This window comes from Flavobacterium sp. KMS, assembly GCF_000813005.1.
Lineage (GTDB): Bacteria > Bacteroidota > Bacteroidia > Flavobacteriales > Flavobacteriaceae > Flavobacterium.
In genome coordinates, this window is record NZ_JSYP01000036.1 from 1 (window position 1) to 26,036 (window position 26,036).

At 32.2% G+C, this 26,036-nt stretch carries 19 protein-coding genes; 2 read left to right on the forward strand and 17 right to left on the reverse strand.

What is annotated here, in order from left to right:
• From OA93_RS22980 to OA93_RS23060, 17 genes are all read right to left on the reverse strand, one after another.
• Window positions 1-3,875 (reverse strand): hypothetical protein (locus OA93_RS22980; protein WP_039116492.1); only part of this gene is annotated, 3,875 nt, incomplete at its 3' end.
• Between the two features lie 503 nt (window positions 3,876-4,378).
• A complete protein-coding gene (locus OA93_RS22985) occupies window positions 4,379-4,918 on the reverse strand; it encodes a hypothetical protein (RefSeq protein WP_123912151.1) in 540 nt (179 codons plus the stop codon).
• A 55-nt stretch (window positions 4,919-4,973) separates the two neighbouring features.
• A complete protein-coding gene (locus OA93_RS22990) occupies window positions 4,974-6,467 on the reverse strand; it encodes a hypothetical protein (RefSeq protein WP_131474520.1) in 1,494 nt (497 codons plus the stop codon).
• A gap of 9 nt (window positions 6,468-6,476) precedes the next feature.
• Window positions 6,477-7,082, reverse strand: a complete 606-nt coding sequence (locus OA93_RS22995) for a hypothetical protein (RefSeq protein WP_131474521.1) — start codon at window positions 7,080-7,082, stop codon at window positions 6,477-6,479.
• Window positions 7,083-7,314: 232 nt separating this feature from the next.
• Window positions 7,315-8,064 carry a hypothetical protein gene (locus OA93_RS23000; RefSeq protein WP_039116497.1) on the reverse strand — a complete coding sequence of 250 codons (750 nt, stop codon included), beginning with the start codon at window positions 8,062-8,064 and terminating at the stop codon, window positions 7,315-7,317.
• Window positions 8,065-8,094: 30 nt separating this feature from the next.
• A complete protein-coding gene (locus tag OA93_RS23005; RefSeq protein WP_039116499.1) occupies window positions 8,095-9,327 on the reverse strand; it encodes a T9SS C-terminal target domain-containing protein in 1,233 nt (410 codons plus the stop codon).
• Between the two features lie 119 nt (window positions 9,328-9,446).
• Window positions 9,447-10,847 carry a hypothetical protein gene (locus OA93_RS24340; RefSeq protein WP_131474522.1) on the reverse strand — a complete coding sequence of 467 codons (1,401 nt, stop codon included), beginning with the start codon at window positions 10,845-10,847 and terminating at the stop codon, window positions 9,447-9,449.
• Window positions 10,848-11,165: 318 nt separating this feature from the next.
• On the reverse strand, window positions 11,166-13,373 hold the full coding sequence (locus OA93_RS23015) for an OmpA family protein (RefSeq protein ID WP_039116502.1): 2,208 nt from the start codon (window positions 13,371-13,373) through the stop codon (window positions 11,166-11,168).
• A gap of 21 nt (window positions 13,374-13,394) precedes the next feature.
• On the reverse strand, window positions 13,395-14,330 hold the full coding sequence (locus OA93_RS23020) for a type IX secretion system membrane protein PorP/SprF (protein WP_304529088.1): 936 nt from the start codon (window positions 14,328-14,330) through the stop codon (window positions 13,395-13,397).
• A gap of 539 nt (window positions 14,331-14,869) precedes the next feature.
• Window positions 14,870-15,490: a hypothetical protein gene (locus OA93_RS23025; protein ID WP_039116503.1), complete on the reverse strand. Its 621-nt coding sequence runs from the start codon at window positions 15,488-15,490 to the stop codon at window positions 14,870-14,872.
• 222 nt (window positions 15,491-15,712) lie between these two features.
• Complete coding sequence (locus OA93_RS23030) at window positions 15,713-16,717, reverse strand: AraC family transcriptional regulator (protein ID WP_039116504.1); 1,005 nt, start codon at window positions 16,715-16,717, stop codon at window positions 15,713-15,715.
• A gap of 9 nt (window positions 16,718-16,726) precedes the next feature.
• The gene (locus OA93_RS24345; protein ID WP_052259586.1) at window positions 16,727-17,698 is read right to left on the reverse strand and encodes a helix-turn-helix transcriptional regulator; all 972 of its coding nucleotides are present in this window, start codon (window positions 17,696-17,698) and stop codon (window positions 16,727-16,729) included.
• A gap of 144 nt (window positions 17,699-17,842) precedes the next feature.
• Window positions 17,843-18,103: a hypothetical protein gene (locus tag OA93_RS23040; RefSeq protein ID WP_039116506.1), complete on the reverse strand. Its 261-nt coding sequence runs from the start codon at window positions 18,101-18,103 to the stop codon at window positions 17,843-17,845.
• A gap of 270 nt (window positions 18,104-18,373) precedes the next feature.
• Window positions 18,374-19,363: an AraC family transcriptional regulator gene (locus OA93_RS23045; protein ID WP_039116507.1), complete on the reverse strand. Its 990-nt coding sequence runs from the start codon at window positions 19,361-19,363 to the stop codon at window positions 18,374-18,376.
• A gap of 9 nt (window positions 19,364-19,372) precedes the next feature.
• On the reverse strand, window positions 19,373-20,353 hold the full coding sequence (locus tag OA93_RS23050; RefSeq protein ID WP_039116509.1) for a helix-turn-helix transcriptional regulator: 981 nt from the start codon (window positions 20,351-20,353) through the stop codon (window positions 19,373-19,375).
• A 253-nt stretch (window positions 20,354-20,606) separates the two neighbouring features.
• Window positions 20,607-21,947 (reverse strand): amidohydrolase family protein, encoded by a 1,341-nt coding sequence (locus OA93_RS23055; protein ID WP_039116527.1) that lies wholly within the window; start codon window positions 21,945-21,947, stop codon window positions 20,607-20,609.
• A 164-nt stretch (window positions 21,948-22,111) separates the two neighbouring features.
• Window positions 22,112-23,101: a hypothetical protein gene (locus OA93_RS23060; RefSeq protein WP_039116511.1), complete on the reverse strand. Its 990-nt coding sequence runs from the start codon at window positions 23,099-23,101 to the stop codon at window positions 22,112-22,114.
• 670 nt (window positions 23,102-23,771) lie between these two features.
• Between OA93_RS23060 and gldL the strand changes: the two genes are divergently transcribed.
• Both gldL and gldM read left to right on the forward strand, forming a co-directional pair.
• A complete protein-coding gene (gene gldL / locus OA93_RS23065) occupies window positions 23,772-24,425 on the forward strand; it encodes a gliding motility protein GldL (RefSeq protein ID WP_039116512.1) in 654 nt (217 codons plus the stop codon).
• Between the two features lie 46 nt (window positions 24,426-24,471).
• Entirely contained in the window at window positions 24,472-26,013 is a 1,542-nt protein-coding gene (gene gldM / locus OA93_RS23070) for a gliding motility protein GldM (RefSeq protein WP_039116514.1), read from the forward strand.
• Window positions 26,014-26,036: the final 23 nt, after the last annotated feature.

A 26,036-nucleotide genomic window follows, 5' to 3' on the forward strand; every position in this document is an offset into this window, starting at 1 on the left:
TAACTTTCGCCCGAACAAATGCTCACTGTCGTAACAATTGCCTGCGGTTTTGGGAGAATGGTAATTTTTCCTTCTGCAAAGACGTTTCCACACTCAGCAATTAATGGAATTTTATAATTAAATACTCCTAACTCTCTTGGGTTACCTGAAATTGTAATTGTATTTGCCTCCCAAGTAGCTTGTACTCCATCTGGCAAACCATTTGCTCCATTAACACCATTACCCTCTATACCTGTGGCATCTATTGTAGTATGCGTTATATCATCCATCACATCTTTTCCGCATAGAGTAGGTGTACTACTAGCAACTCCAGCAACAGCAACTTCTTTTATTACAAAATCAACTGCAAATCTATAAGAATCTCCTGCAGATGCATAAGATGCATAATAAGTAGTGGTACCAGGTGTATTTGTATCTGCCAAACCTGATCCTGCCACACCAACTGGGTTAAAAGTTGGCCCCCAGCCAAGTGGTTCTCCTCCCGAGCTTGATTTATACCAATAAATTATATCATCTAAAAGAAATTCCCCTCCTTCTTTAGGAGATTCAACTCTCCAAGTATAATCCCACACATTAGTTACTCCATGAATTAAAGTCAAAACAGATATTAAAGTGTACTCCTTTCCCGCAACCAAATTTGCTTTAAATTCTGGTTCATTATTATCATCATTACGAAGTCCTACTATCCATTCCCCCCCTCTATCACAGTAGCCGGGGGTAAAATCACCACTATAAATATATGCTGATCCAAAATATTCAGGTCTATCCTCCATTTTAAAATTGTATTCTCCTGAAGCACTTACTGTAAATTTTGTTGCTGTATACTGATTTTTTCCCTTAATACTAAATTTACATGTATACATATCATCCTCAGGTGCATACGGCACAAAAGCACGAGGATCTCTTTCTATATTCCATAAACCCATAAATTCAGTAACTGGGTAAGCGGCACTTTTTGCGGATAATAAACCACTACCTCCCTTACATATACTTACTGGTTCTACCTCAATTTTTGGGCTATCATTCACAATTATCTTTCCTTCTGCATAAATATTCCCGCAACCTCCAATTAACGGTATTTTATAATTAAAAATACCAGAAACAATTGGAGTACCTACAATTGTAATTTTATTTGCCTCCCAGACAGCAGATACTCCTTTAGGCAGACCATTTGCTCCCGAAACACCACTATCCTTTATTCCCACAGCATCTGTTGTCGTATGAGTAATATCTGGCATCACGTTATTTACGTATAATGTTGGTATTATGCTGGGAACTCCGGCAATAGCATCTTCTTTAATCACAAAATTAACTGGAAATCTAGGAGCATCACCAGTAGATGCATAAGATGCATAATAAGTAGTAGTACCAGGTGTATTTGTATCAGCCAAACCTGACCCTTCTACACCAACTGGGTTAAAAGTTGGCCCGCTGCCAAGTGAATCTCCTCCGGTGCTTGATTTATACCAATAAACTATATCATCTAAAATAAATTCTCCTCCTATAGGCGGCTCAACTCTCCAGGTATAATCATACATATTATCGTCTCCGCTAAATTGAGTATAAACAGAAATCAAAGTGTACTCAACTCCAGCGACCAAATTTGCGCTAAATTCTGGTTCAGTAAATAAATAATTATTTCCTACTCCTACTATCCATTGCCCACCTCTATCACAGTAGCCTGGTGTAAAATCACCTGTATAAATATATGCTGATCCACTGTATTCACGTCTGTTATCCATTTTAAAATTGTACTCTCCCGAAGCACTTACTGTAAATTTTGTTGCTGTATACTGATTTTCCCCAACAGTACCAAATTTACATGTATACATATCATTCTTACGTGCAGTCGGCAAAGGAGCACTCGGATCTCTTTCTGTATTCCATAAACCCATAAATTCCGTAACTGAATGCGCAGGAATTGTTGCCGATAGCGAACCACTACCTCCCTTACATATACTTACTGATTCTACCTCAATTTTTGGAATATCATTCACAATTATCTTTCCTTCTGCATAAATATTCCCGCAACCTCCAATTAATGGTATTTTGTAATTAAAAACACCGGAAACAATTGGAGTACCTACAATTGTAATTTTATTTGCCTCCCAGACAGCAGACACTCCTTTAGGCAGACCATTTGCTCCCGAGACACCACTATCTTTTATTCCCACAGCATCTATTGTCGTATGAGTAATATCTGGCATCACGTTATTTACATATAATGTTGGTTTTATGCTGGGAACTCCTGCAATAGCATCTTCTTTAATCACAAAATTAACTGGAAATCTTGGAGTATCTCCAGTAGATGATGCATAAGCAGCATAATAAGTAGTAATACCAGGTGTATTTGTATCTGCCAAACCAGAGCCTTTTACACCAACTGGGTTAAAAGTTGGTCCCCAGCCAAGTGGTTCTCCTCCGGTGCTTGATTTATACCAATAAATTAAATCATCTAAAATAAATTCTCCTCCTTTAGGTGGCTCAACTGTCCAAGCATAATCCCACATATTCGTGTCTCCCGTATATGGACTAAAAACAGATATCAGGGTGTACTCAACTCCAGCGTCCAAATTTGCTTTTAATTCTGGCTCAGTATCTTCTGGTCCTAATCCTACTATCCATTTTCCACCTCTATCACAGTAGCCTGGTGTAAAATTACCTGAATAAATGTATGCTGATCCCACGTATTCAGATCTGTTCTTCATTTTAAAATTATACTCTCCCGAAAGACTTACTGTAAACTTTGTTGCTGTATACCTACTTTTTGCAAAAGGTTCAAATTTACAAGTGTACATATCTTGCCTTGTTGTAGTTGGTGTAAAGGCAAAAGGATCTTTTTCAATATTCCATAAACCCATAAATCCCGTAACTGAATGTGCAACACTTTTTGCGGATAGTAAACCACTACCTCCCTTACATATACTTACTGGTGTTACATCAATTTTTGGACTATCGTCATTAATTACAAAATTAACCGGAACTCTAGGAGCATCTCCAGCAACAGATGCATAAGATGCATAATAAGTAGTAGTACCAGGTGTATTTGTATTTGCCAAACCTGACCCTTCTACACCAACTGGGTTAAAAGATGGGCCCCAGCCAAGTGGTTCTCCTCCCGAGCTTGATTTATACCAATAAATTAAAGTGTCTAAAAGAAATTCCCCTCCTCTAGGAGGCTCCACTCTCCAAGTGTAATCCCATATACTATAGTCTCCTATAAATGGAGTAACAACAGATATCAAAGTGTACTCAACTCCGGCAACCAAATTTGGTTTAAATTCTGGTTCTCTTCTGCCAAAACTTCCTAATCCTATTATCCATTGCCCACCTCTATCACAGTAGCCTGGTGTAAAATCACCTGTATAAATATATGCTGCTCCTGAATATTCTGGTCTTTGCTCCATTATAAAATTGTAAGCTCCCGAAACACTTACTCTAAATTTTGTTGCGGTATAACGAGTTCGTCCTCCATTAGCAGCAAATTCACATGTACCCATGTCATCCTTTGTTGCTTCAACATTTATGGCTAAAGGATCTCTATAAATATCCCATAAACCTGTAAATTTCGTAACTGAATGTGGCCCAGTTGTTGCCAATAGTGAACCACTACCTCCCTTAGGTATACTTACTGGTGTCACATTAATTTTTGGGCTATCGCCATTCACAACTCTATTAAGACTGTTATATTTATTTGGGTCTATTATCCCCTTAGTCGAAAATACTTCCGTCAGACTATCATGACCAATTTCAACTTCCTTTACATTTTTACTAGAAACCTTAGCTTCCGCATGAACTGTACAAATTATAAAAAACAAAAACACAAAAAATATGCTTTGACAACAATTACGAGTTTTGTAGGTATTTTTTTTCATAGAAAAATCTAATTTTAAAAGTTAATAAAAGCATCAGCAAAAGAAACAATATGGTTATCTGTCCGACTCAAACTTGCTGTAGTTTGCAGTTGCGCATCAGGAGAGGTCTAACTAATTACTTATTTTGGAGATTATTTTTCTGCTGAGTATATAATCTACAAGTATATTAATGCTTTGTTTTTGTAAATAAAACCCTACAAATACAAGTACTATTTTAATAATTAATGACACTATGCAAAATTAAATCGGTTCTCATCATTAAGCCTCCCTGTTAAAACCATAAAATCAACATCAAAAGTTATAAATTTGAAAAACATATGACTTTTGATGTGCTTTAAAATTTGGATGAGCACTTTCTTAAAGCAATGCAAAGTATGGGGAAGCAGAAATTTTAACCAGAATGAATCTGAGATAACATCATGATATTCTATAAAAAAAACTACCCAAAAACTTTTAAGTTTTCAGGTAGTATCTTTTAATTTTTAACGATATGTAATTTGTTATTACCTCACTACAAAGATGATATTAACATATGAGTCGTAATTTGCTTTTTTAAGTGTAGTATAATTAAGAACTCCTTGATCACTAATGCTATTTACTTTAATTAATTTGGGGTCATAATACGTAATGTAATAAAATAAATCACTGGCCGATGCATACTGTGGTATTGAGGATGGTGCACCTACACTCTTAAACATAGGGTCTTTAAATTGATTTTTATATTCCATGAATAAATCGATAGTACGTGTAGCCCCTATAGTTTCTGTTGCTATGTTTATTGAGGGCATATAAAATGACTGTTCATTAAAAAGTGTCAGCTTATTCCATACAGGCACTTTCTCAGTACCTATATTTTGAGATATAGAGTTTTCATCAGTATCAAAAACCAATAGACTATGGGCTGGTTTACTGATTGCCCATTTTTGGGCATTACTTAACCTAGGTATAAGTACTCCTTTTTTATTACTTGAAATATCCAAGGCACTGCTCACATCTGGAGTTGATGTTAAAATACCAACCTGACTATATCCCTGAAAATTCACAAAAAAAAACAGGGATAAAATACTAAATTGAAACGCTAATTTTTTAATCATGATATTACTTATTTGTTTCTAATTCATTAATATTTAATAACTCATGGCGAATCATTGGATTTGTTTTCAAACTACAATCAATAATATTTGCTTCTAAAAAAGTCTTTGATAAACCTTTTGTCCCTATGTAAGGCATAACGCTTACCTTATATAATCCTGAATTTGCGAATAAATGATTCATCTCGTAATCATACTTTCCTGCAATAAAATTCTGCATTTCATATGTTCCATCTCCAAAATCCCAGAATAATCCTGTGGGTACAATTATACCATTCGTAATAAGATTTATGTCAAATTTCGCTTCATATCCTTCGCATGTAAATAGCTTAGTTTTATTTTCTGTAATAATATTAGAATGCTTAAAAGAAGGGAACCCCCTTTGAGGTCTATTAGTAAGATATCCAGGAAATGTTCTAATATCAGTTCCTCCTTTATCTGGGTCCATAACAACATGCAAATCTCTATTTCCGGCCCCCTGAACCGAAATAGTTCGTGTTATCCCATAAACTCGTCCGTCACGCCCTAAGCTAAAATTAAATACTTCTACATCTAAAGGAGTAGGCATTACATTTCCAGCTCTTAAATCACTATATTTTATTTTATAACCTGATTCCACACTCTCATTGCCAGCCCCAAGATAAAAATATTCACCCTTTGGAGAAAAAGCTCCTCCTAATGAATAAATTTTAGTATTTCCCAGCCCCCTAATATCTGAAATCACTCCCGTGGCCGGATTAAAATCGGCAGATAATATTGTATAAGAACCAGCAGCCAAATTAACTAACTTAGTGTTATCTACAGACACTATTGTTGCCCCAATTTGAGCTCCTTTATCAACATCAGGCAAAGGCGGGGTTTTATACATTTTAGGGGTTTTCGAAAATCCTTGCTCTGTTAAGTGCCAAACATAAAAAAATACACCTGTACGATTCACCAACCAATAATCAGTTCCATTTTTATGAGCTACTACTCCAAGATTCTCACCACAATGAGGCATTTTTAATAAACTGTTTTTTGTCGCAACTTCTACTGATCCCATATCATTCGGATTACTCGGATCAATATTAACAACCGAATATCGAATTCCATGACTATCATTTACCTGAGAAGACACAGTAACCACATAAAATTTCTTGGGGTTATTGGGAGCTGGAATTACAATACCCGACTGCATCGAAATTATACCCCCTAGCAATCCGGTTCCGTTGGTCATGATTTCATTTTTCCTATTGTAAATTGTAATTCCATCAGAAGACATTAGTAAGTTTCCCTGAATATCAGATAAGGTAAAGCTACCTCCTATAGAATTCAATGGACCATTTACTGCTTTAGGTATACCTGAGGTAATCAACCCATTTGAAGAGGTTACCTTTTGAGGGTCATTAAAATTCAAACCAGCGTTGTTACCAAAATACCACCAACTCGATTCACCTTGAGCTTGCATGCTTATGGGAAGCATCATCAAAAAAATTATCCAAAATAATATCCTTTTTTTCATTTTTTTTCTTTATTTAATCACAAATACAATATTCATAAATGAAGCGTATGTAGACTCTTTTATAATTTTATACGCCATAATCCCTTCTTCACTGATAGCATTTACCTGAATAATGTTTTTATCATATTGAGCAATATAGTAGTACAAATCGTTTGCTTTGGGGAAATAAGGTATTGAGATGGGAGCATTGGTACTTCGCGCTGCTGGGGTATTAAATTGTTTTTTATATTCTGCGTATAAATCTAATGTTGCTGACAGTCCCACTTTTGAGGCATCAATAGCCATCGATGGCATGTAAAAAAAACTATTTTGCTTGTCTTTCGCCGATAAACATACCCATACTGGAACTGTTGGCGTTCCTGCATTCTGCGAAATACATTGACTGGTTGTATCATAAACCAATAAACCTGAGGCTGGAGATACAATAGCATTTTTCTGAGTTACATTCATCCTTGGGATTAAAACTCCTGCTTTAGTATTTACCACGTCCAGTGCTGCACTAGGATGTGGGTTTACAGTACCCATACCTGTACCATCGACTTGCGAAAACACCTGCATGGATGTGCAAAGCATTACAAATGTGATAATTGACATTAAAAAATTATTTTTTTTCATAATTGATGTGTTTAATTAAATACTATTCTTTTTTTCTTAGTCTTAAGAATAGTTCTGTTATGATTGGAGAGAACTTACTACTTGTCATCTATCTATTTTATGACAAGACACAAAAAAACCCCGATATGACATATCAGGATTTAACAAAAAACAATTAAATTCTTTTTCTTAATACAAAAGGATGTTAACTATATATTGTTTTAATTCCCTAAATAAAAAGGAATTTTTAAATTTAGTTTACAGGTTTAGTAAAAATCCGAGCTGACATAGCTCCCCGTCCCCAATTAGCATTATCCTCAGATGAAGCTGTAAGCATTCCGAATGTAACTGTATCGTAATTAAATTCGACATATCCATCTACTTTGTATACTATATCCATTGGAATATTTCCAGGATTAGAAATTATATCTACAGCAAAACCAGATATAGGTAATCCCAAAGCAGTTACTTCTGATGGTCCCTTATAGCTACCTACAACAGTATATTTACGAGAACCCATCTCCAATTCGACATCGCTTCCACCATTTACCGACTTAAATAAAGTACACCCTACATAACCAATTGTCCCACTTCTGCGGCTTGAGTGCATTACAGGCATATTGTATTTGACTACAACTTGACTTTGTGATTTTGCGGGAATAGTAACAGTAATGCTGAAATTTAAATTTACTGTGCCGCCACGTTGTTGACTTGATATTGGAGAGCTTAGAACAGCATTTTTGTTATCATTGAACGACCAAGGAACAGTTGTACTACTATTATTAACAACATAGCCCAAAATTCCATCACTATTAGATACAACTCGATTGTTATATTCCAAAGTCAATGCCTCTGTATTAACATTTGTCATAGTACGTATTCTGGCTCTTCCATTAACATCTAGCGTTTGATTTGGATTAAGCGTATTAATTCCGACTTGAGTTTGAGAATATCCTAATAAAGAAAAGAGGATTAAGCATAAAATAAAAAGTTTTTTTTCCATTATAAATGTGTATACCGTTTTTTTTTTGTACTAATCATTGCTGATATATAAATATCCTGCCTTATCCTTATAAGCTCCGCTAGACATTTTGAACTTTAGAACATAGAAATATGTCCCCGAGGGTAATCCTTCACCTCTACTTACAGTAACTCTTCCTTCGGAAATTCCTCTAAACCAATTTCCATTGGCCCCATAATTACTAGTTTCAAATACCTTTGCCCCATATCGATTGAAGATCTCTAATGAGTTTTCTGAGAATTTTTCTAATCCAGTAATATTGAAGTAATCATTATGTCCATCACCATTAGGAGAGACTGCATTATAGATAACGATATCATCTAGATTTGGTATTCTTACTTTTGCCAAAGTATAAATCCCTGAATTATCTACAGCCGCTGTCACAGTCTTTTCTCCTCTATCCACAGCCGAAGTGTAATGCTTCCATTGCGATGTAGCATCATCCCATCTTACAATGGCTAAAGATAAATCTTCGTCTTCTTTTGTCAATTCGCCTGGCGTACTTTGATCATGCCAGGTTAATGTTAATGCAACATCTACAGTAGATTGATTACTTTCGAACTCCCAATATTCATTGGTATTAATCAATGCAATCAAGTCCTCTTTTTGATTATGAGGATGTAATGGATTTGAATTTTTAAGTAAATACTTACTTTTGAATAAGTTTCCAGACGAACTAGACTGACTTATAGCTAATGGTCTAAAATAACCGCCATCACCAATAGGATTTTGAAACTCGTTGCTTCCATTCCTTACTACATACCCATCAACATAACTATCGTTGTTTGTATTTATGTGAGTAGCATCTGCTTCAAAAACAACTGTACCTTCCGTATTATTATTAGATACAATTCCTTTATAAAAATCGGAAACTCCATAAATATTAATTGCTGTTGACAATATAAATGCAGGCTGAACCATTCTGTTCTCAAACCGTACATCATTAAATTCACTTAACTCCTTACCAGAAATAACCTGAGCTATATTCAAACCTTTAAAATAGGTTAAGCCAGAAGTTACATTGGGACTAAAAGTCACCAAGCCGTCATTATTATAATTTGAATAAACAATAAAATGTCCATCATTAATAAAATCCCCGGTTGGCTTATTATCAAAATCTGCTACTGTAGCAAATTCAGTACCCGGTTGGATAACTATCTCTCCTGTATTTATGGTTTGTGCGTTAAGTTTACCAATACTAAAAAATAATACTATTGTACCTATTTTTAAATAAAATTTGGCCATACTTTTTAATTTAAAGTGTTAATCTTAAATGTGACAAATTATGTCAAAAACTATATTAAACACCTCAGTTATAGCATTCATAAAAGAGGTGTTTTTTTTTAGTTTGAATTCAAAGAAGCCTACTTGTTAGAATTACTGCTCTCTTCAATTAGTTTTTCTAATCTTTCTAAACGTTGGTTCATTTTTTCAATTTCTTTGTCTTTTGCAATAATTGCATTGTTTTGCTCTATTATATGCAAGTAAATCTCTTCTGTTTTTTCCAATAATTGGATTGATAATTCAGACATATTAAATGAATATCCTTCAGCTGATTTTTCCAATTCATTAATTGGTGTTATACCAGGTAAGTGCTTATGTGTTTTGATGTAATCCTCTATCTCTACAAGTTTTTTAAATTTATAATCCTCTTTAATATCAGAGAATCCTTGGAAATAATCTTCAAATACATAATCGGCATAAGTACTGCTAACAGTTGTAATAGAACCGTTTACTCTTAATTTCTCCCCATCTTTACCAGACGGAGCGTCATAACCAATTCCTACCCAACCTTTCGTATAGATGCTATCTTCATTAGATGTCGCACCAGCTTTAGTTCTTATATTAAACCAAGGCTCTTTAACAATCTTGTCTGCATTCGTCCAAACGGCTTCATTATCGACAGTTTGCAAAATATCCCCAGCGATTTTACTAGCTTTTAGACTAAATTCAGTATTTTTAAAGGCGTTATTAACACCATTTGTAACTGCAATTAAACCTTTTCCTGTTATTGTTCCCGCTCCTGATGTTGGAGGTAAACCTGGCTCTCCTTTTTCTCCTATTACTTTTCCTAGGTCAGCTGTGCTTCCATCAGAATAAGTTATAATAAGATTTCCTGACGTTTTATCAACAATTGTTGAAGCTATTCCTTTTCCATCTTTTCCGTCTTTTCCACTTACTTTAACCCAGTTTCCATCAGCATCTTTAACGTAAACAATACCGGTTTCAGTGTCAATCCAAGCTGTAGCTCCTTGTGGTGGTGAAACACCATCTTTTCCAGGAACACCAGCGCCTCCAGCTAAACCAGCTGCACCATCAACTCCGTCTTTTCCACTTACTTTAACCCAGTTTCCATCAGCATCTTTTATGTAAATAAAACCAGACTCTGTATCAATCCAAGTTATAGTTCCTTCTGGTGGCGAAACACCATCTTTTCCAGGAACACCAGCACCACCAGTCATTCCGTTATTCTCACCAGATATAACAATTCTATTCCATTTGTTTTCATACCAATAGTAGTACCCTGGCTTAACATCAGCAATAGTCGCTGTGTTAAAAACTAATAAACTGTTTACATTTCCAGTAACGATTGTAGTAACATCCGTACTATTCTTTAATTGGATTCTAGGAATTAATATACCCTTATCATCCGCCACAACTTCTAGTTGAGAAGAAGAATTTGGCATCGTTGTTCCAATACCAACCTGAGAATACGCAGAGTAACTCGCTAGCACAAAAAACAACGGGAGTAATTTATTCTTCATAAGATTTAATTATTATGAGTTAATTTTTTATAATTCGTATTTTTTAAAACTAATAAGTAGGCTCTACACTGCAGCAATTAATTACCTACTTACCTTATATGCTTTATATTTATGACAAAATTATAACTTAAGCCTTTTTAAGAACTACCACATAAACATCTAAAATCACCATAAAAAGTTAAAAATAACAAAACCACATAACTACCTGACATATAGATAATTACACTAAAAAATACTTTAAATAAAAAAATAAAAAAAAGGGTTCAACTTTAATTAAAAAGTCAAACCCTTTTTTACTCTAATTCAAATTTATCCGCTCTATTCTTTTATTACAATAATAAATTCTGAACGCCTATTTAATTCATGCTCTGCTTCTGAGCACTTTACACCATCACCACATTTGTTAATAAGCTGTGATTCTCCAAATCCATCACCCCAAACTCTCTCTCGAGAAATTCCACCTTCCAGAACAATATAATCTATGGTTGTTTTCGCTCTATTTTTGGATAATTTTAAATTATACTCGTCTTTACCTCTACTATCGGTATGTGACTTAACCTCTATAGAAAGACGCGGACGACTCTTCATTAAGTTAATAATTTTATCTAATTCAACCTTAGAAGACTTACGGATTGTATAACCACCATAATCAAAATAAATAGGACTTAGTTTAAGTTTATCTGTAAGATCATCACCTTCTTTAAGTATTACAACTTTATCATCAACTATAACCGCCAACTCATTAAATAAAGCTACCGGAAAATCCTTTCTTTCTCCAATTTTTAGACCATCTACAAACAATTTTTCTACCGAGTATCCATTTTTCTTAAATACAAAACTATGATTTTTTAATGGGGGCAAATCAATCAAATACTTCCCAGAAGCATCTGTAACTATAGTCTTAACAACTTCGTTAAAATCATTATAAACTGTTATTTCGACATTTTCTATAGGATTACCACTTATACTATCTTTTACTACTCCATAATAATCTGGATTAAATTTAAAAGGAAAAGCTATTGATTTAGTCTCTAAAAATCTATACAAGTCATCATCTCCAGTTCCATTTTTTCTATTAGATGAGAAAAAACCTTTTTTGGACTCACTATCAACAACATAAGCAAAATCGTCACTTCTCGAGTTTATAGGTGCACCTACGTTAACGACTACATATTTACCATCATTTCCTTTTACAGCGGCAAAAACATCTAAACCTCCTAAACCAGGATGACCATCTGAAGAAAAATATAACACCCCACTATCATCAACAAAAGGAAAAGTTTCTCGCCCGTAAGTATTTATATCCTCACCTAAAGATTCAGCTCTAGCAGCAAATCCTCCACTTTTTTTTCTATTTACTGTATATAAATCAGTATCACCCATTTTCTTTTTCCTGTTGGACACAAAAATTAACTCATCTTCATCAGAACTTAATGCTGGGTGTGCTGAGGAAGTCCCTTCTATATTTATTGGATGAGGAAGCTCTTTTAAATTACCCCATTTACCGTTTACTTTTTGTGCCTGATAAATCTTTAGGTGTACAATCGCTTTTTTATTATCTGTTTTATTTTTTATTTTATCATAAGGTACTAATCGCGTAAAATACATCGTTAAACCATCTTTTGTAAGCACAGGTGTACTTTGGTCGTATTTTGTATTAATATCTCCAGGCAATTTTCTTTCATTATACAATTTTCCAGTTTCGTCAATTTGTGCTGAATACAATTTAAGAAAAGCCTTATCATTCCAACTATGTTTACGCTTAATTAAAACTCCAGAATCCCTAGCTGTAGCAAAAATTACTTCTTTGTATTTAGGTAAATTATCATCTTTTTTTACTTCAAAACCTTCTTCTTCTCTAACAATTTCCTCCTTCTTCTCCAATAACTCCTGTTTTGTACCAAGAACCTTACGACTCTCTTTTCTCCTTGTGTCCTCGTTCTCTTTTATAGCTCTTGCCTTTTCTCTCTTTTCAAAATTAGCAACCTCAATAGCTTGTTTAATTGCTTCTTCATTAGGCACAAATGCCACTCCAAAATCCGAGAACCCAGAATTTATTCCTGCCTCAACCACCTCATCATATCTATCCGATTGTTGTGCAATGGCTCCTAAATAAGTAGCTGGATCCCATTTTTTAGCTTCTTCTTCTTTTCCTGCTTTTTCATAATAACGACTTATTACTAATAAAGCTTTGTCATCATTATCAGTTGCTTTAAGACAAACTGAATACCTGTACAAATACTCTGGCGAACTATAGGTGCCATCTTCAAACAATTTAGAATACCATTTTAAAGCATTCGGGTAATCCGAATTAAAAAAATAAGTATCACCTAAACGAGCATATACCTCTTTAGAATTATATCCTTTTTCAACCAAACGTTCATATAATTTACCTGCTTTCACAAAAGATAACTCTTCATATTTAGCATTTGCTTTTGCAAGTTCTTTATCTTTTTGTTGAGAGAAACTAACAGCACTGCTTAAACAAAGAAGCAAAACAAGTACTTTATGTATTTTTATTCCCATAATTAATTTAATTAGTTTTATTTAAAAAAATCTTGATGACATCATTCTTGACTTAGAACTACCCAAAACTTCGAATCTTAAGAAGATTTCATGAGATCCTGAGTTATAATTAGCAAGCTTTGTCGTTTCTGCATCATAAGCATACCCAACAAACAAAGAGTCTGAAACCTGGAATCCTACAATACCACTTACAGATGCACTCAAACGATAAGCAAGTCCAGCTGTAAATTTTTCATTAAACAAAAAATTTGCTGAAATATCTGTTTGTAATGGAGCTCCCTCAACAACCTTTGCAAGAAGAGAAGGCTTAAACTTTAAATTATAATTTAAATCAAAGACATATCCCGCCATTAAATAATAATGCATATGCTCTTTTACAACAAAACTTTGCGACTCGTCCTTTGCTGATTTATCAAAATGACTATTCTCTAACATATTAGGAATAGAAAGCCCAATGTAGGATTTATCCGAATGTAGGTACACTCCTGCTCCAATATTTGGTGAAAATTTATTGTCAACATTATATTGAAACCTTGGATCTGCAGGATCATAAATATTCAATTTAGAAAAATCAATATTTACTAAATTTGCCGTTCCTTTTAATCCAAAAGACAACTTATAAAATGGCGATACTTGCAGTTGATAAGATAAATCAACAGAAATGTTATTTTCTGTAGATGGACCTATACGGTCATTTATCACAGACACTCCTAACCCCATGTTTGCACTAATAGGCGAATTAATCGACAATGTATTTGTTTTTGGAGCCCCATCTAATCCTACCCATTGTGTCCTATGCAATCCTAAAACACTAATTGTTCCACGAGAACCTGCGTACGCAGGATTTATATTAATCGTGTTATACATGTATTGTGTGTACTGAGCATCTTGTTGCCCAAACATCACACTCGAATAACAGCACAACATAACTGTTATAAATAAATTTAATTTCTTCATTTTCATTCTATTTATTTAAAATATGAAACAAAATTATAACAACAGTCTTTTTCACTACTACCACATAAATTTATAAAATCATCATGAAAAGGTATATCAAGAGAAGTAATGATTATCAAAGAAAAGATTCTGTAATTTTAAAACTCTGATAACTAAAATCGGAAAAATTAATCCTATCTGAGAAGAATGACAAACTACCAAATAAAACCCAAATAGAATTTTATTATCTTTCTAAATATTCATCTTATACGTACAACAGAATTATTAAGCTCCTTAGTAACTTCTTAGCACAAACTTCTTTCTCCAAGAAAATAAGCTTATCATTTGCCACTATAAAGCAAAATAAACAAACTATAAACCTATTCGTTTTTTTGATTGTTAACACACAATTCATCACAAGCTAACACATCTATTCCATTACTTAATAAAAAAACCCGACCACTTTACATAATCGGGAAACAATAAACCTAAAAAAAATGTAAAACAATCAATCAAATATACTATTAATGATCACCTTTAAAATCATCAAAACAGAGCTATTACATGGAAGTTAAATCTATAGTACAACTTAAAAAATTAGCCAACAACTTATAAGAAATACCTTTCAGATAATAGTCAAACGAGCTATGAAATATAGATTTCTTTTTCAAAGAAAGAATCAACATCAAACTATTCCTATCAATACAACCATAATAAGAGCCTTCTGTATTATTGAGTTTTTTATTAATTAATTCAAAATGAGGCATTTTACCTGCAAAATCGTGCATAATCTTTTTATCAATAAACAAACTAAAACCAAACATTCTCTCATTAACATCTGATTCATATAACTCTTCAGCTTGATTGTTCAAAATAGACAAATCTAAATTTATAACATCTTCAGTTCCAAAATTCAAATCTTCATTCCGAGCTGGAGTATAATGCAAAATGTAAAATTCCTCTTCAGACATAAATTTCCTAATCTTTATCGGACTAGTTAGCGTATAATCTTTAAAGAGAGCTGAAACTCCATTTGTAACTTCTGCAAAATAAATATATCCCTTCCCAAGTGTTTCCGGGATAATTATTATTTTATTATCAAAAATTTTTACTCCTATTGCATTAGCGAAACTATGTTGCCATTGAGAGCTTAATGAATAGTAATGTTTTATTTCTTTCATACTTTATATTTTAAAAATATCCCAAAATATTTCGAAATTTATATAAAACTCCAAAAGTCTTTAAATAATTTATGAGATAAAATTAACATATAGACATACTAAAACAGTTCTAATTAATTTAAAAAAACAGCACAAAAGAACCAAAAACACTCTAAATAGCTAATCAATAAATATCAACTCATCCATGATAATTTACGCTATGTAAAATATAGACAACAAACATTAATCTATTTTTGCCTTAAAAACAGTATGAGGCAAGTGTCCATAATATCTTTTATAGACCAAAGAAAAATATGATGTCTTATTATATCCCAATTCATAAGCGATATCACTAATTAATTTAAAGTTTCCACTTTCTAACAACTCTTTAGCCAATATTAATTTTTCATTTTTAAAAACAGAAACAGCACTCACACCAAATATGTTTTTATATAAATTTCTAAATTTTGATGTTGACATATTTGCCTTTTCAGCTAAAAATTTTACCCCTGGAAAAGGCAATAAAAGATCCGTTAATAAATATTCATGTGCCTTCATAATAGCATTTACATCTTTTTCTAAAAATAGCCCTGTACTGGATTCATTAGAATTTAATCGCTCAACAAAATAACCGAAGAGCTTATAAGTCATACTTTTTAATAAAAACTCGAAATTCGCATCGTCCATGCTTTGCTGTTTCAAATTATATAATGCAACTTTACTCCTGCTATCTATATGTCCATAATAAAACATTTTACCGCTCTTGTCATCAAAAACATCTTTGAAATCTTGCCCCAAGAGAGCGTCTTGAAAATAATTTTTAATAAACGATTTACGAATATACAACCTCAAAGAATATACCCTCTCTCCAACCGAAGAAACATACGTGCTTTTATGATTACTATCGATAACTGCAAATCCAAGTTTTGATTTATATCCTATTTTATGTTTTATGCCATCAATAAAGTGTTTACTAAAGTTGTTACTCATATCATAATAAACAATCCAAAAATCTTCCTGAGATGGTATTCTTGTAAACCTCATAGGTTCATTTAACACTAAATCAACAATAAACACAGATACATCCTGAGAAATTTCTAAAAAATAACCAGAACCACTAGCTAATCTCTCAGGAAAATTCAATCGCTTATTATCAATTATTGTACATCCTAATCCCTCAACAAAATCTTGCTGCCATCCAGACTTTAATGATAAAGTATGTCTAAATTCTGGTATTGTAATATCCATTTGCTCTTTTTAAAATAAATTTTGATACTCTTTAGGAAAAACTCCATACATCTCATTAAATCGTTTTGCCAAATAAGAAACATTCGCATAATTTAATTTATGAGCCACTTCATTCACAGTAAACTTCCCCGTTTCCAGCAATTCTTTGGCCCTATTTAATTTATTATTATAGAAATAAGTACCTGGATTTATGCCACATATTTTAGCAAAAAGTATCTTATATTTTGAAGGTGACATAGCAACTTGCTCTGCCAAAAAATTCACTCCAGGAAAAGGACCTTCGATACTGTTTTGCAACATTGCTTTAGAAGCTATAATATTCTTTATATCTGTAGTAATTGTTTTATCAATAACAATTTTTTTAGTATTTAGTTTCTCAAGATAATTACCAATTAATCCATATACTAGCCCTTTAAAATAGATTTTATACAAGCTATTATCATAAGATATTTTTCTAAAATCATTTATCAAAATCAAGTTTTCAACTCCCATTCGATCCAAACGGATAACTGTGTTTTTTTTGCTATCAAGAACAATATCAACAATGGGAGTTATTTTGGAAAAATGTTTTTTTAAAGTACCTTTCTCAAATAAGATGCAAATAACAAATATTCTAGTTCCTTTTTTTACAATATAATCCATGTCTATAGAAGAATCAACAACAGCTAAATTGTAATTTAATTTTCCAAGTAAGGTAGTTTGATTATCCAAAATAAAATCAACATCCAAATTAGTTAGGTAAAAATACAACCCAATAAAATTATTATTATCGTTACGATATTTTAGCAACACCTCTTCTTTATAACTTGCATCAAGCAACATAGCAGTAATACCATCTTCTATCGGTAAGAAAAAATGAGTACCCTCGAACATTTCATTATCTCCTTTAATGAAATTCCCTTCAAGAGAACCTCCCTTTTCATCCGCTAATACATCAACCCAATTGAGTGATGAGTTATAGTTATATGTAACTGTTTTCATTTTAAAAATCTGATTTTATATCCCTAAATCCTCTTTAATAATCACTTTTAAATAGATTCTATATATAGTTGCTTATTAATTTATAGACAGGATGCTAACAAATTATTCAGAAACAAAATATCTTTTGTATAAATAGATTAAATTTTAAATTGATATTTTATTTAATGAGTAATCATCTATATGCTTAATTGTGAATTTTAAATTTGTAAATTCACATATATAGCTTCCTTTAATCTTTGAAATGGATTCATTAATAATCATTTTTTCATAGATTTTAAAAGCTTCATGTTCGTTAGCAGATAAGTCATGTTTGCAAGCCCAATTTCTGAGTGCATCTTTATATACTAAATATCCATTAACCATATATTGCTCATACTCTATAAGTGGTATTATTGTTACGCTCATTATTTATCTTTACAAATTAGTCTTAGCTCACTTGTAACTTTTAACAAAATCAATACTTTGTTAATTTTTCAGTAAATAATAGTATTAAAAGTACTTTGCAAAAGTATATTACCACCGTTCTTTCTGAGTACCACACAGAACCATAAAATCAACATAAAAAGTTACACATCATAAAACAAAGGTTCACTCATGAAACAAAAAAAAGTTCCCGATTACGTGACGTAATCGGGAACCAATATCATTTGTTAAAATATAATTTAGCCCATTAAACTATTTAAGTACAGTATTGGGTAAAACACCAAAATAATCTTTATAGATAGAAGAAAAATAACTTGTTCTATTGTAACCTAACTCAAAAGCCACATCAGCTACAAATTTAAAATCACCACTTTCCAACAACTCTTTTGCTAATAATAATTTTTCATTCTTAAAAAATAGTGCGGGACTGGTACCAAATATAGTATTATATAAAGTCCTATATTTTGTAGGGGACATATTAGCACTATTTGCCAAAAATTCTATTCCTGGAAATGGAAATAAAAGATTGGATAATAAATGTTGTTGACTCAACATAACAGCAGCAATATCTTTTTCTAAATGCGACCCTGCACTGGGCATTTTAGAATTTAGTCTTTCTATTAAATAACCTAATAAAGTAAAGACTGCTCCTTTTAATATAAATTCATAATTAGAACTATTAATATTCTTTTGCTTCAAACTGTGTAATATCACTTTGCTTCGGCTATCAATATGTCCATAAAAAAACATTTTCTTTTTTTTATCATCAAAGACATCTTTAAAATCTTGTTCAAATTCGCCATCGCAAAAAAATGTTTTAATATATGATTTACGGATAAATAGTCTTAATGAATAAAACCGATCTCCAACGGTAGCCAAATAGGAGCTTCCAATCTTATTATCTACTATACCAAAATTAAGTTTTGATTTATACCCTATTTTATGATTTACATCCTCAACAATGTGCTTACTATAACTATCACTCAAATCATAATATACAATCCAAAAATCATCCTCAGAAGGCAAACGTGTAAACCGAATCGGTCTGTTTAGAACTGAGTCAATAGTAACAACAGATACATCAGGGGAAATTTCTAAAAAATAACTAGAACCACTTGCCGTTTCAGGAGAAAAATACATAGTTTGATTTACAATGGCTCCGCCCAAATAATCAACAAATTTTTGTCGCCATTCTGGGGTCAAAGAATAAATATGTTTAAACTCTGGTATTAATTCACTCATAAATAATTTTTACAATAAACTTTGATATTCCTTTGGAAAAATTCCGTATTTACTATTAAATCGTTTGGCTAAATAAGAAATATTTGCATAATTCAATTTATCCGAAACTTCACTAACTGTATATTGTCCAGTTTCGAGTAACTCTTTGGCACGTACTAATTTATTACTATAAAAAAAAGCCCCCGGACTTAATCCCGAAATTTTAGTAAATAATTTTTTATATTTCGATGGAGACATAAATGCTTGCTTCGCTAAAAATTCAACTCCAGGAAAAACTCCATCTATTGACTCCAAAAGTGTAACTTTAGATGCAATAATACTCTTTACATCATCTCCCATTACCTTGCTAATAATAAACTTTTTGGTCAATAATTGTTCCAGATAATTACCAATTAATTTATAAATTAAGCCTTTGAAATAGAGTTCAAATAATGGACTATCGTATGGTATTTTTCTAAAATCATTTATTAAAATCGAACTTTCAATATTCATACGATCCATACTTATAATTGTATTTTTTTCGACATTAAAAACATCTTTAGATAATGATTTTAATGTTGGAACTTTATCCATATACTCTTTAAGTGCGCTTTTATAAATAAAGATGCACACAACATATGTATTGACTCCAGCATCAACTACATAGTCAAAATCTAATAAACTATCCACAATTAATAAATTATAATCTTGTTTCCCTACTAAAGTGGATTCATCCTTCTGGATAAAATTTATGTCATCCTTAATAACATGAAAATACATTCCAACAAAATAATCAACTCCACTTCTATATTCCAATAAAGCACTTTCTTTATAGTTAGCATCTATTAACAAGGCTGATACTCTATTATCAAATGGCATAACAAAATGGGTACCTTCATACAACTCATTATCCCCTTTAATAAAATCTCCTTTAACAGAACCTCCCATAGCCTCGGCTAAGACATCTATCAAATTAAATTCAGCTCCATAACTATAGTTTATTGTCTTCATCTTAAAAGTTTAATATAAAAGTAATTAAATCTCTAAAAAAAACAATATTTTTTTTCACCTAAAAAGACATTAAATCAAACTATTGATAATAAATTGAAAGAGGAATTTTTAATAATAAATATCCTAAAAATCAACTATAACAACAGTACTAAATTTAGCTTTCTAACAGTACTAATTAAAGATGTCAATAAAACATTAGTGACTTATCAATTTATTTTTTTTAATTTATTAAGCAATAATCAGACATTTTTTATTACTTGTTTAATATATCCTTATATATTTTTCCATCTTTTATAATTATTTTAAAGTTGTTATCGGGGTCTTCAATCAAACGAATATTCTCAATTGGGTTACCGTCTACTACAATTAAATCTGCATAAGCTCCCTCAGATATTTCTCCTAATTTTCCTTCCTGATATGAACTCCTTTTACCACTCATTGCTAATAATTGAGCATTGTCATACGTAGCCATTTTAAGCACTTCAAAAGGGGTATACCATCTGGTCATTTTTGAAAGTTGCTTTCCTTGTTTCATCGCTAAAGAAGAATCAAATAAACAATCCGTACCCCAAGCTGTTTTAATCTTGTATTTTTTTGCAAGTTTATAAGCATTATCTGTTCCTTGTGTCATTTCCAGTTGCTTTTTTCTATTACTGGATCCCGCAGGAAAAGGAATTGCTTCTTCATCATCTAAAAAAGGTTGTAAACTCCACCAAATACCTTTATCGGCCATTAATTTTGCTGTTTCATCATCAGCTAACTGCCCATGATCAATACATTTTACTCCCGCTTTTATAGCCGTTTTTATAGCTTGTGGGGTATAAGCATGAACTGTAACATAAGTTCCCCAATTTTCAGCAGCTACTACAGCAGCTTTAAATTCGGCTTCTGTATACTGAGTAACATCCAATGGATCATAATTAGAAGCAACCCCACCTCCAGCCATCAATTTTAATTGTGTAGCACCTTGACGTAATTGTTCACGACTACGGAGTAATACCTGATCTTCACCATCGGCAATGGCAGCCATCCCGTTCAATTCAGGATAAGATAATTCTCCTGTTTTTCTAGGAACATCCGTAGGCATCCCAAAATCACCATGCCCACCAGTTTGAGATATAAAAGCACCACTCGCAAAAATTCGAGGACCAATAACCAAGCCTTCATCAATCGCTTTATGCAATACTAAAGCACCTCCTCCTAAATCTCTAACTGTAGTAAATCCTCTCAACAATTGTTTTTCTGAACAATGTGCAGCAAACAATGCCAAATAAGCAAATTCAGAAGTCATTGCTTTTGCTTGTGAGATAGACTCAATCATCATATGTGAATGTGCATCAATTAAACCCGGAATAACATATTTTCCCTGGCCGTCAATGATCTTAGTTGCCCCACTTTTATCTGTTGCTATAGGTTGCTCAGAAATAATTTTAATTAAATTATTCTCTATCAAGATGTTCCCTTTCTTAATTTTGTTATCCTTCCCATTGAAAATATTAACATTATTAATCAAAATTTTTGAAGTTTGTACCTTGTTTTGTGCATTTGCAAAAAACACTACAGCAATTAATAAAGAACTTAAGATTTTTTTCATATTTAATAGAATTAAAATATTGTTTAGAAATTTAAAGACAAATCTAAAATAATAATTATTTAACATATTTGATAAAACAACTTAATGAAATTTTCATTCTCAAACTTGTATTTTTTTTTAATCAAACTATTATCCCTTTGCAGAAGCGCAACAAATACAGCATATCAAATTAAGTAGTTAAGTTTTCCTTTATAAAGCGCTACTTTTTCTAAAGAATTCTTCATGTTGTTTTTGTCAAAACATAAAAATGTATCAATAGCCTTTTTAATATTTTCGTTCGATTCATATATAAAAAAATCTAAATTAGGAGCTACTGTTTTTCCTATTTCTTCCAAAGTTATTCCTTCATTCTCATTAAGTTCAAATATATGTAACCATTCTGAGACACTATAAATAGAACACTCTTTTCTAATTTGATTTGTTTTTACTTTTTTCCAATTGTCCGATTGTTCCCATAAAGACAGAGAAACTCTATTAGTGTTAACTAAGGGGTTTAGCATCTTTAAGTATTCTTTTTCTCTTTCTGTTAAATTAAGATAGATACCATTTGGAAACTTACCTTCTGCTATCGCTGAACACCCTTTTAAAATATCATAACCAACTTTCAAAAAAAAATCTACCAAGTTTGTCGCATTAAGTGTTGCTCTTTTTTGGACGATTATGACCCCTTTAACTTTATCTAATACTGGGGCGATAAAAGTAGCTTCGTCCTCAATGTAGATATCATCTAACACCTCTGTTAATACCGGTGTAATATAGGTTGCCCCTAAACAAAGATTTACCGAACCACATTTTTGTAGAGACAGAGCCGCAAAAGTCGCATTTTCACATATTATAATTGAACCAAAAATCGCTGATAATAGTGCCGCATTAAAAAGTGCTTTTTCTTGAATGTAAACATAACCTTTAATTCTTCTTAAAACAGGAGTTGCAAAGATTGCTCCTTTTTGGATATCTACAAATCCTACTATTTCTTCTAGGAGAGGTGCAGTAAAAATTGCTTCTTCCTGTATATAAACACACTCTACTTTTGTTAAGAATGATGCAGTAAAATTCACTCCTTTTTGAATATCAATATAACCAAACACCACTGAAATATTTGCAAAATCATCTTGATTCTCTTTCGTTATTTTTATATTTTCTATAAATCTCATAATATTATCTAGAATTAATAAAACTAATTTATTGGTAGTAGTTTTCTTTTTTAAAATCTAATAATTTAATTGTTATAAATCCCGAAAGAACAAAGTACAATAATGTAAAAACTTACAAACATATAACTTGTAAAACCTAAAGAAGGGATAAATTAAAAGATAAAAAAACAACTATATATTTTTTTATCAGATCACAGAAAGAGCTTCCCGATAGTGTAAGATAAAATAGTTATATCTGTCAAGAATAGAAAAATAAATTTTAGATTATACAATACATCACTTAATGAACCTAATACATAAATACTCAAAAGTTAGTTTTTGTTAAGACTTATCTCTAACAATCTTACCCTTAATTATTATTCAAGAAACCTCCCCACATACATAGTCACTTTCTTTTATCATCCTACTAATCCTAAAGCTGAAGGCATGCAAAACAGAAAAGTATTGTATCTATACTATAAAAAGCTTAATGTGTTGATTTTAAATTTTTTTTCCTTTCCTGCGATATAAATGTTATTTAGAACTTTGCAAAATATAAAATTAAAGTAAGGAACATTCTTTATTCCGAATATAAAGACAATCCGAAATAAAAAAGTAAAACTTAAAGACAAAACTCCAAATCTTTATTTTAAACCTAAAAAAAATTAATAATTTAAACAAAAAGAACATTATGGCATTATTAAGTAAAAAAACAATGAATTTCGCTTATGGTATGGGAGCAGCAGTAGTAATTATTGGAGCTTTATTCAAAATTACTCACTTTGAAATTGGCCCATTAACCGGAACATTGATGCTTTCAATCGGATTAGTAACAGAGGCATTAATCTTTGCTTTATCCGCTTTCGAGCCCGTTGATGATGAATTAGACTGGACATTAGTGTATCCAGAATTAGCCAATGGTATTGCAAAAACTAAATCTAAAACTGCAAAAATTGAAACTCCTTCAGACATGCAAGGTGTACTATCTCAAAAATTAGACGTTATGCTTAAAGAGGCAAAAATTGACGGAGAATTAATGTCAAGCTTAGGCAACAGTATCAAAAACTTTGAATCTGCTGCCAAAAGTATTGCACCAACAGTTGACTCAATTGCTTCTACTAAAAAATATAGTGAAGAATTATCTACAGCAGCTGCACAAATGGAATCATTAAATGGTTTATACAAAGTTCAATTAGATAGTGCTTCAAGAAATGCTGAGGCTAATAAAGAAATTGCTGAAAATGCAGGTAAGTTAAAAGAGCAAATGCAATCTATGACTGCAAATATTGCTTCATTGAACAATGTATATGGCGGTATGCTTTCTGCCATGAATAACAAAAAATAATTGATTAAAACAATTAATCAATAACATAAACTAAATATTTAAAAATATGGCAGGAGGAAAATTAACCCCCAGACAGAAGATGATTAACCTGATGTATCTGGTTTTTATCGCAATGTTAGCAATGAATATGTCAAAAGAAGTATTGTCCGCTTTTGGCTTAATGAATGAGAAATTTGAAAGTGCAAACGAAGCATCAAATATGACTAACGCACAAATGTTAACAGCATTAGATCAAAAGGCGGCTGAGGCAAAAGGAGAGTTCGAAATAGCTTCTCAAACAGCTCATAAAGTAGAGGCTATATCCAAAGAATTTTATAATTATGTAGATACATTAAAGACCGAAGTTTTAACTGGATTCGAAAAAGATGCAACAACTGGAAAATTACCTTACGAATCTATGGATAAAGGTGACACTGTTGATAATTGGTTTACTGGTGAAGGTTATACAGCTAAAGGTAACGAGATTATAGAAAAAATAAATCAGTATAAAACCAAAATGAAAGCTGCTTTAAAAGACAAAAAGTACAGCGCGATACTAGCTGAAGTCAACAAGAAATTTAATACTTCAGACGTACAAGACAAAGAAGGCTTAAAAAATAAATATTTAACTTATCATTTTAAAGGTTTCCCTGCTGTAGCATCAGTAGCAAAACTATCTGCTTGGCAAAGCGATGTTAAAAAGACCGAATCAGATGTCTATAGTGCTGCCTTAGGAAAAGCGGCTGTAGCAGCAGCCTCTTATAGTAATTATAAAGCAATTGTAGTTCTTGATAAAAACGCTTATTTCCAAGGAGAAACTGTAACAGGTAAAGTTGTTTTAGGTCGTTATGACGAAAATACAAAACCTACTTCATTTTCAGGGCCAGGTAAAATTGATGCTAATGGTCAAGCTATTATATCTATGACAGCTGGGGGAATTGGAGAGCAAAACATCAATGGACAATTTATATTCTTAGAAGATGGAAAAACTATTCCACTTAAATTTGAAGGTAAATATGTTGTAGTACCTAAGCCAAATTCAGCTACTATTTCTGCAGATAAAATGAATGTAGTTTATAGAGGTGTTGTCAATCCAATCTCTATATCATTCGCTGGAGTTGCTGATAATAAAGTTACAGCGAGTGCTCCGGGATTATCGTCATCGGGTAAACCAGGGAAATATAATATGAGTCCAGGTACAGGTACCGAAACAACAATTACCGTTACAGGTACATTACCAAATGGCTCTACAGTTTCAGACAAGAAAACGTTTAGAATTAAAGGCATTCCTGGTCCAAGTGGAACTATTAGAGGAGAAATGGGTATTGTAAAAGGCCCTAAATCAAATTTAGAAGTAGCTACAATTGGCGCTAAATTAGTTGATTTTGATTTCGAAGTCGGACTAGATGTTGTTGGATTTAATTTAAAAGTGACTGGGCAACCTACGGTTGTGGTTTCTGGTAATAGATTAAACGCACAATGTAAATCTGTACTTTCAAAAGCAGGTAGAGGAGATCAGGTTACCATTTCCGAGATTAAAACTAAACTTGTTGGAGCTGGAAATTATTCATTACCAAGAACTGCTCCCGTAATTTTTGAAATACAATAGCAAGTAGTTCTATAAATCAAACT

Excerpts from the sequence above, each read along its gene's own strand:
- OA93_RS22990 (WP_131474520.1), bottom strand. The coding sequence starts at position 6,467 with ATGAAAAAAAGGATATTATTTTGGATAATTTTTTTGATGATGCTTCCC.
- OA93_RS22995 (WP_131474521.1), bottom strand. The coding sequence starts at position 7,082 with ATGAAAAAAAATAATTTTTTAATGTCAATTATCACATTTGTAATGCTT.
- OA93_RS23000 (WP_039116497.1), bottom strand. The coding sequence starts at position 8,064 with ATGGAAAAAAAACTTTTTATTTTATGCTTAATCCTCTTTTCTTTATTA.
- OA93_RS23005 (WP_039116499.1), bottom strand. The coding sequence starts at position 9,327 with ATGGCCAAATTTTATTTAAAAATAGGTACAATAGTATTATTTTTTAGT.
- OA93_RS24340 (WP_131474522.1), bottom strand. The coding sequence starts at position 10,847 with ATGAAGAATAAATTACTCCCGTTGTTTTTTGTGCTAGCGAGTTACTCT.
- OA93_RS23015 (WP_039116502.1), bottom strand. The coding sequence starts at position 13,373 with ATGGGAATAAAAATACATAAAGTACTTGTTTTGCTTCTTTGTTTAAGC.
- OA93_RS23020 (WP_304529088.1), bottom strand. The coding sequence starts at position 14,330 with ATGAAGAAATTAAATTTATTTATAACAGTTATGTTGTGCTGTTATTCG.
- OA93_RS23025 (WP_039116503.1), bottom strand. The coding sequence starts at position 15,490 with ATGAAAGAAATAAAACATTACTATTCATTAAGCTCTCAATGGCAACAT.
- OA93_RS23030 (WP_039116504.1), bottom strand. The coding sequence starts at position 16,717 with ATGGATATTACAATACCAGAATTTAGACATACTTTATCATTAAAGTCT.
- OA93_RS24345 (WP_052259586.1), bottom strand. The coding sequence starts at position 17,698 with ATGAAAACAGTTACATATAACTATAACTCATCACTCAATTGGGTTGAT.
- OA93_RS23040 (WP_039116506.1), bottom strand. The coding sequence starts at position 18,103 with ATGAGCGTAACAATAATACCACTTATAGAGTATGAGCAATATATGGTT.
- OA93_RS23045 (WP_039116507.1), bottom strand. The coding sequence starts at position 19,363 with ATGAGTGAATTAATACCAGAGTTTAAACATATTTATTCTTTGACCCCA.
- OA93_RS23050 (WP_039116509.1), bottom strand. The coding sequence starts at position 20,353 with ATGAAGACAATAAACTATAGTTATGGAGCTGAATTTAATTTGATAGAT.
- OA93_RS23055 (WP_039116527.1), bottom strand. The coding sequence starts at position 21,947 with ATGAAAAAAATCTTAAGTTCTTTATTAATTGCTGTAGTGTTTTTTGCA.
- OA93_RS23060 (WP_039116511.1), bottom strand. The coding sequence starts at position 23,101 with ATGAGATTTATAGAAAATATAAAAATAACGAAAGAGAATCAAGATGAT.
- gldL (WP_039116512.1), top strand. The coding sequence starts at position 23,772 with ATGGCATTATTAAGTAAAAAAACAATGAATTTCGCTTATGGTATGGGA.
- gldM (WP_039116514.1), top strand. The coding sequence starts at position 24,472 with ATGGCAGGAGGAAAATTAACCCCCAGACAGAAGATGATTAACCTGATG.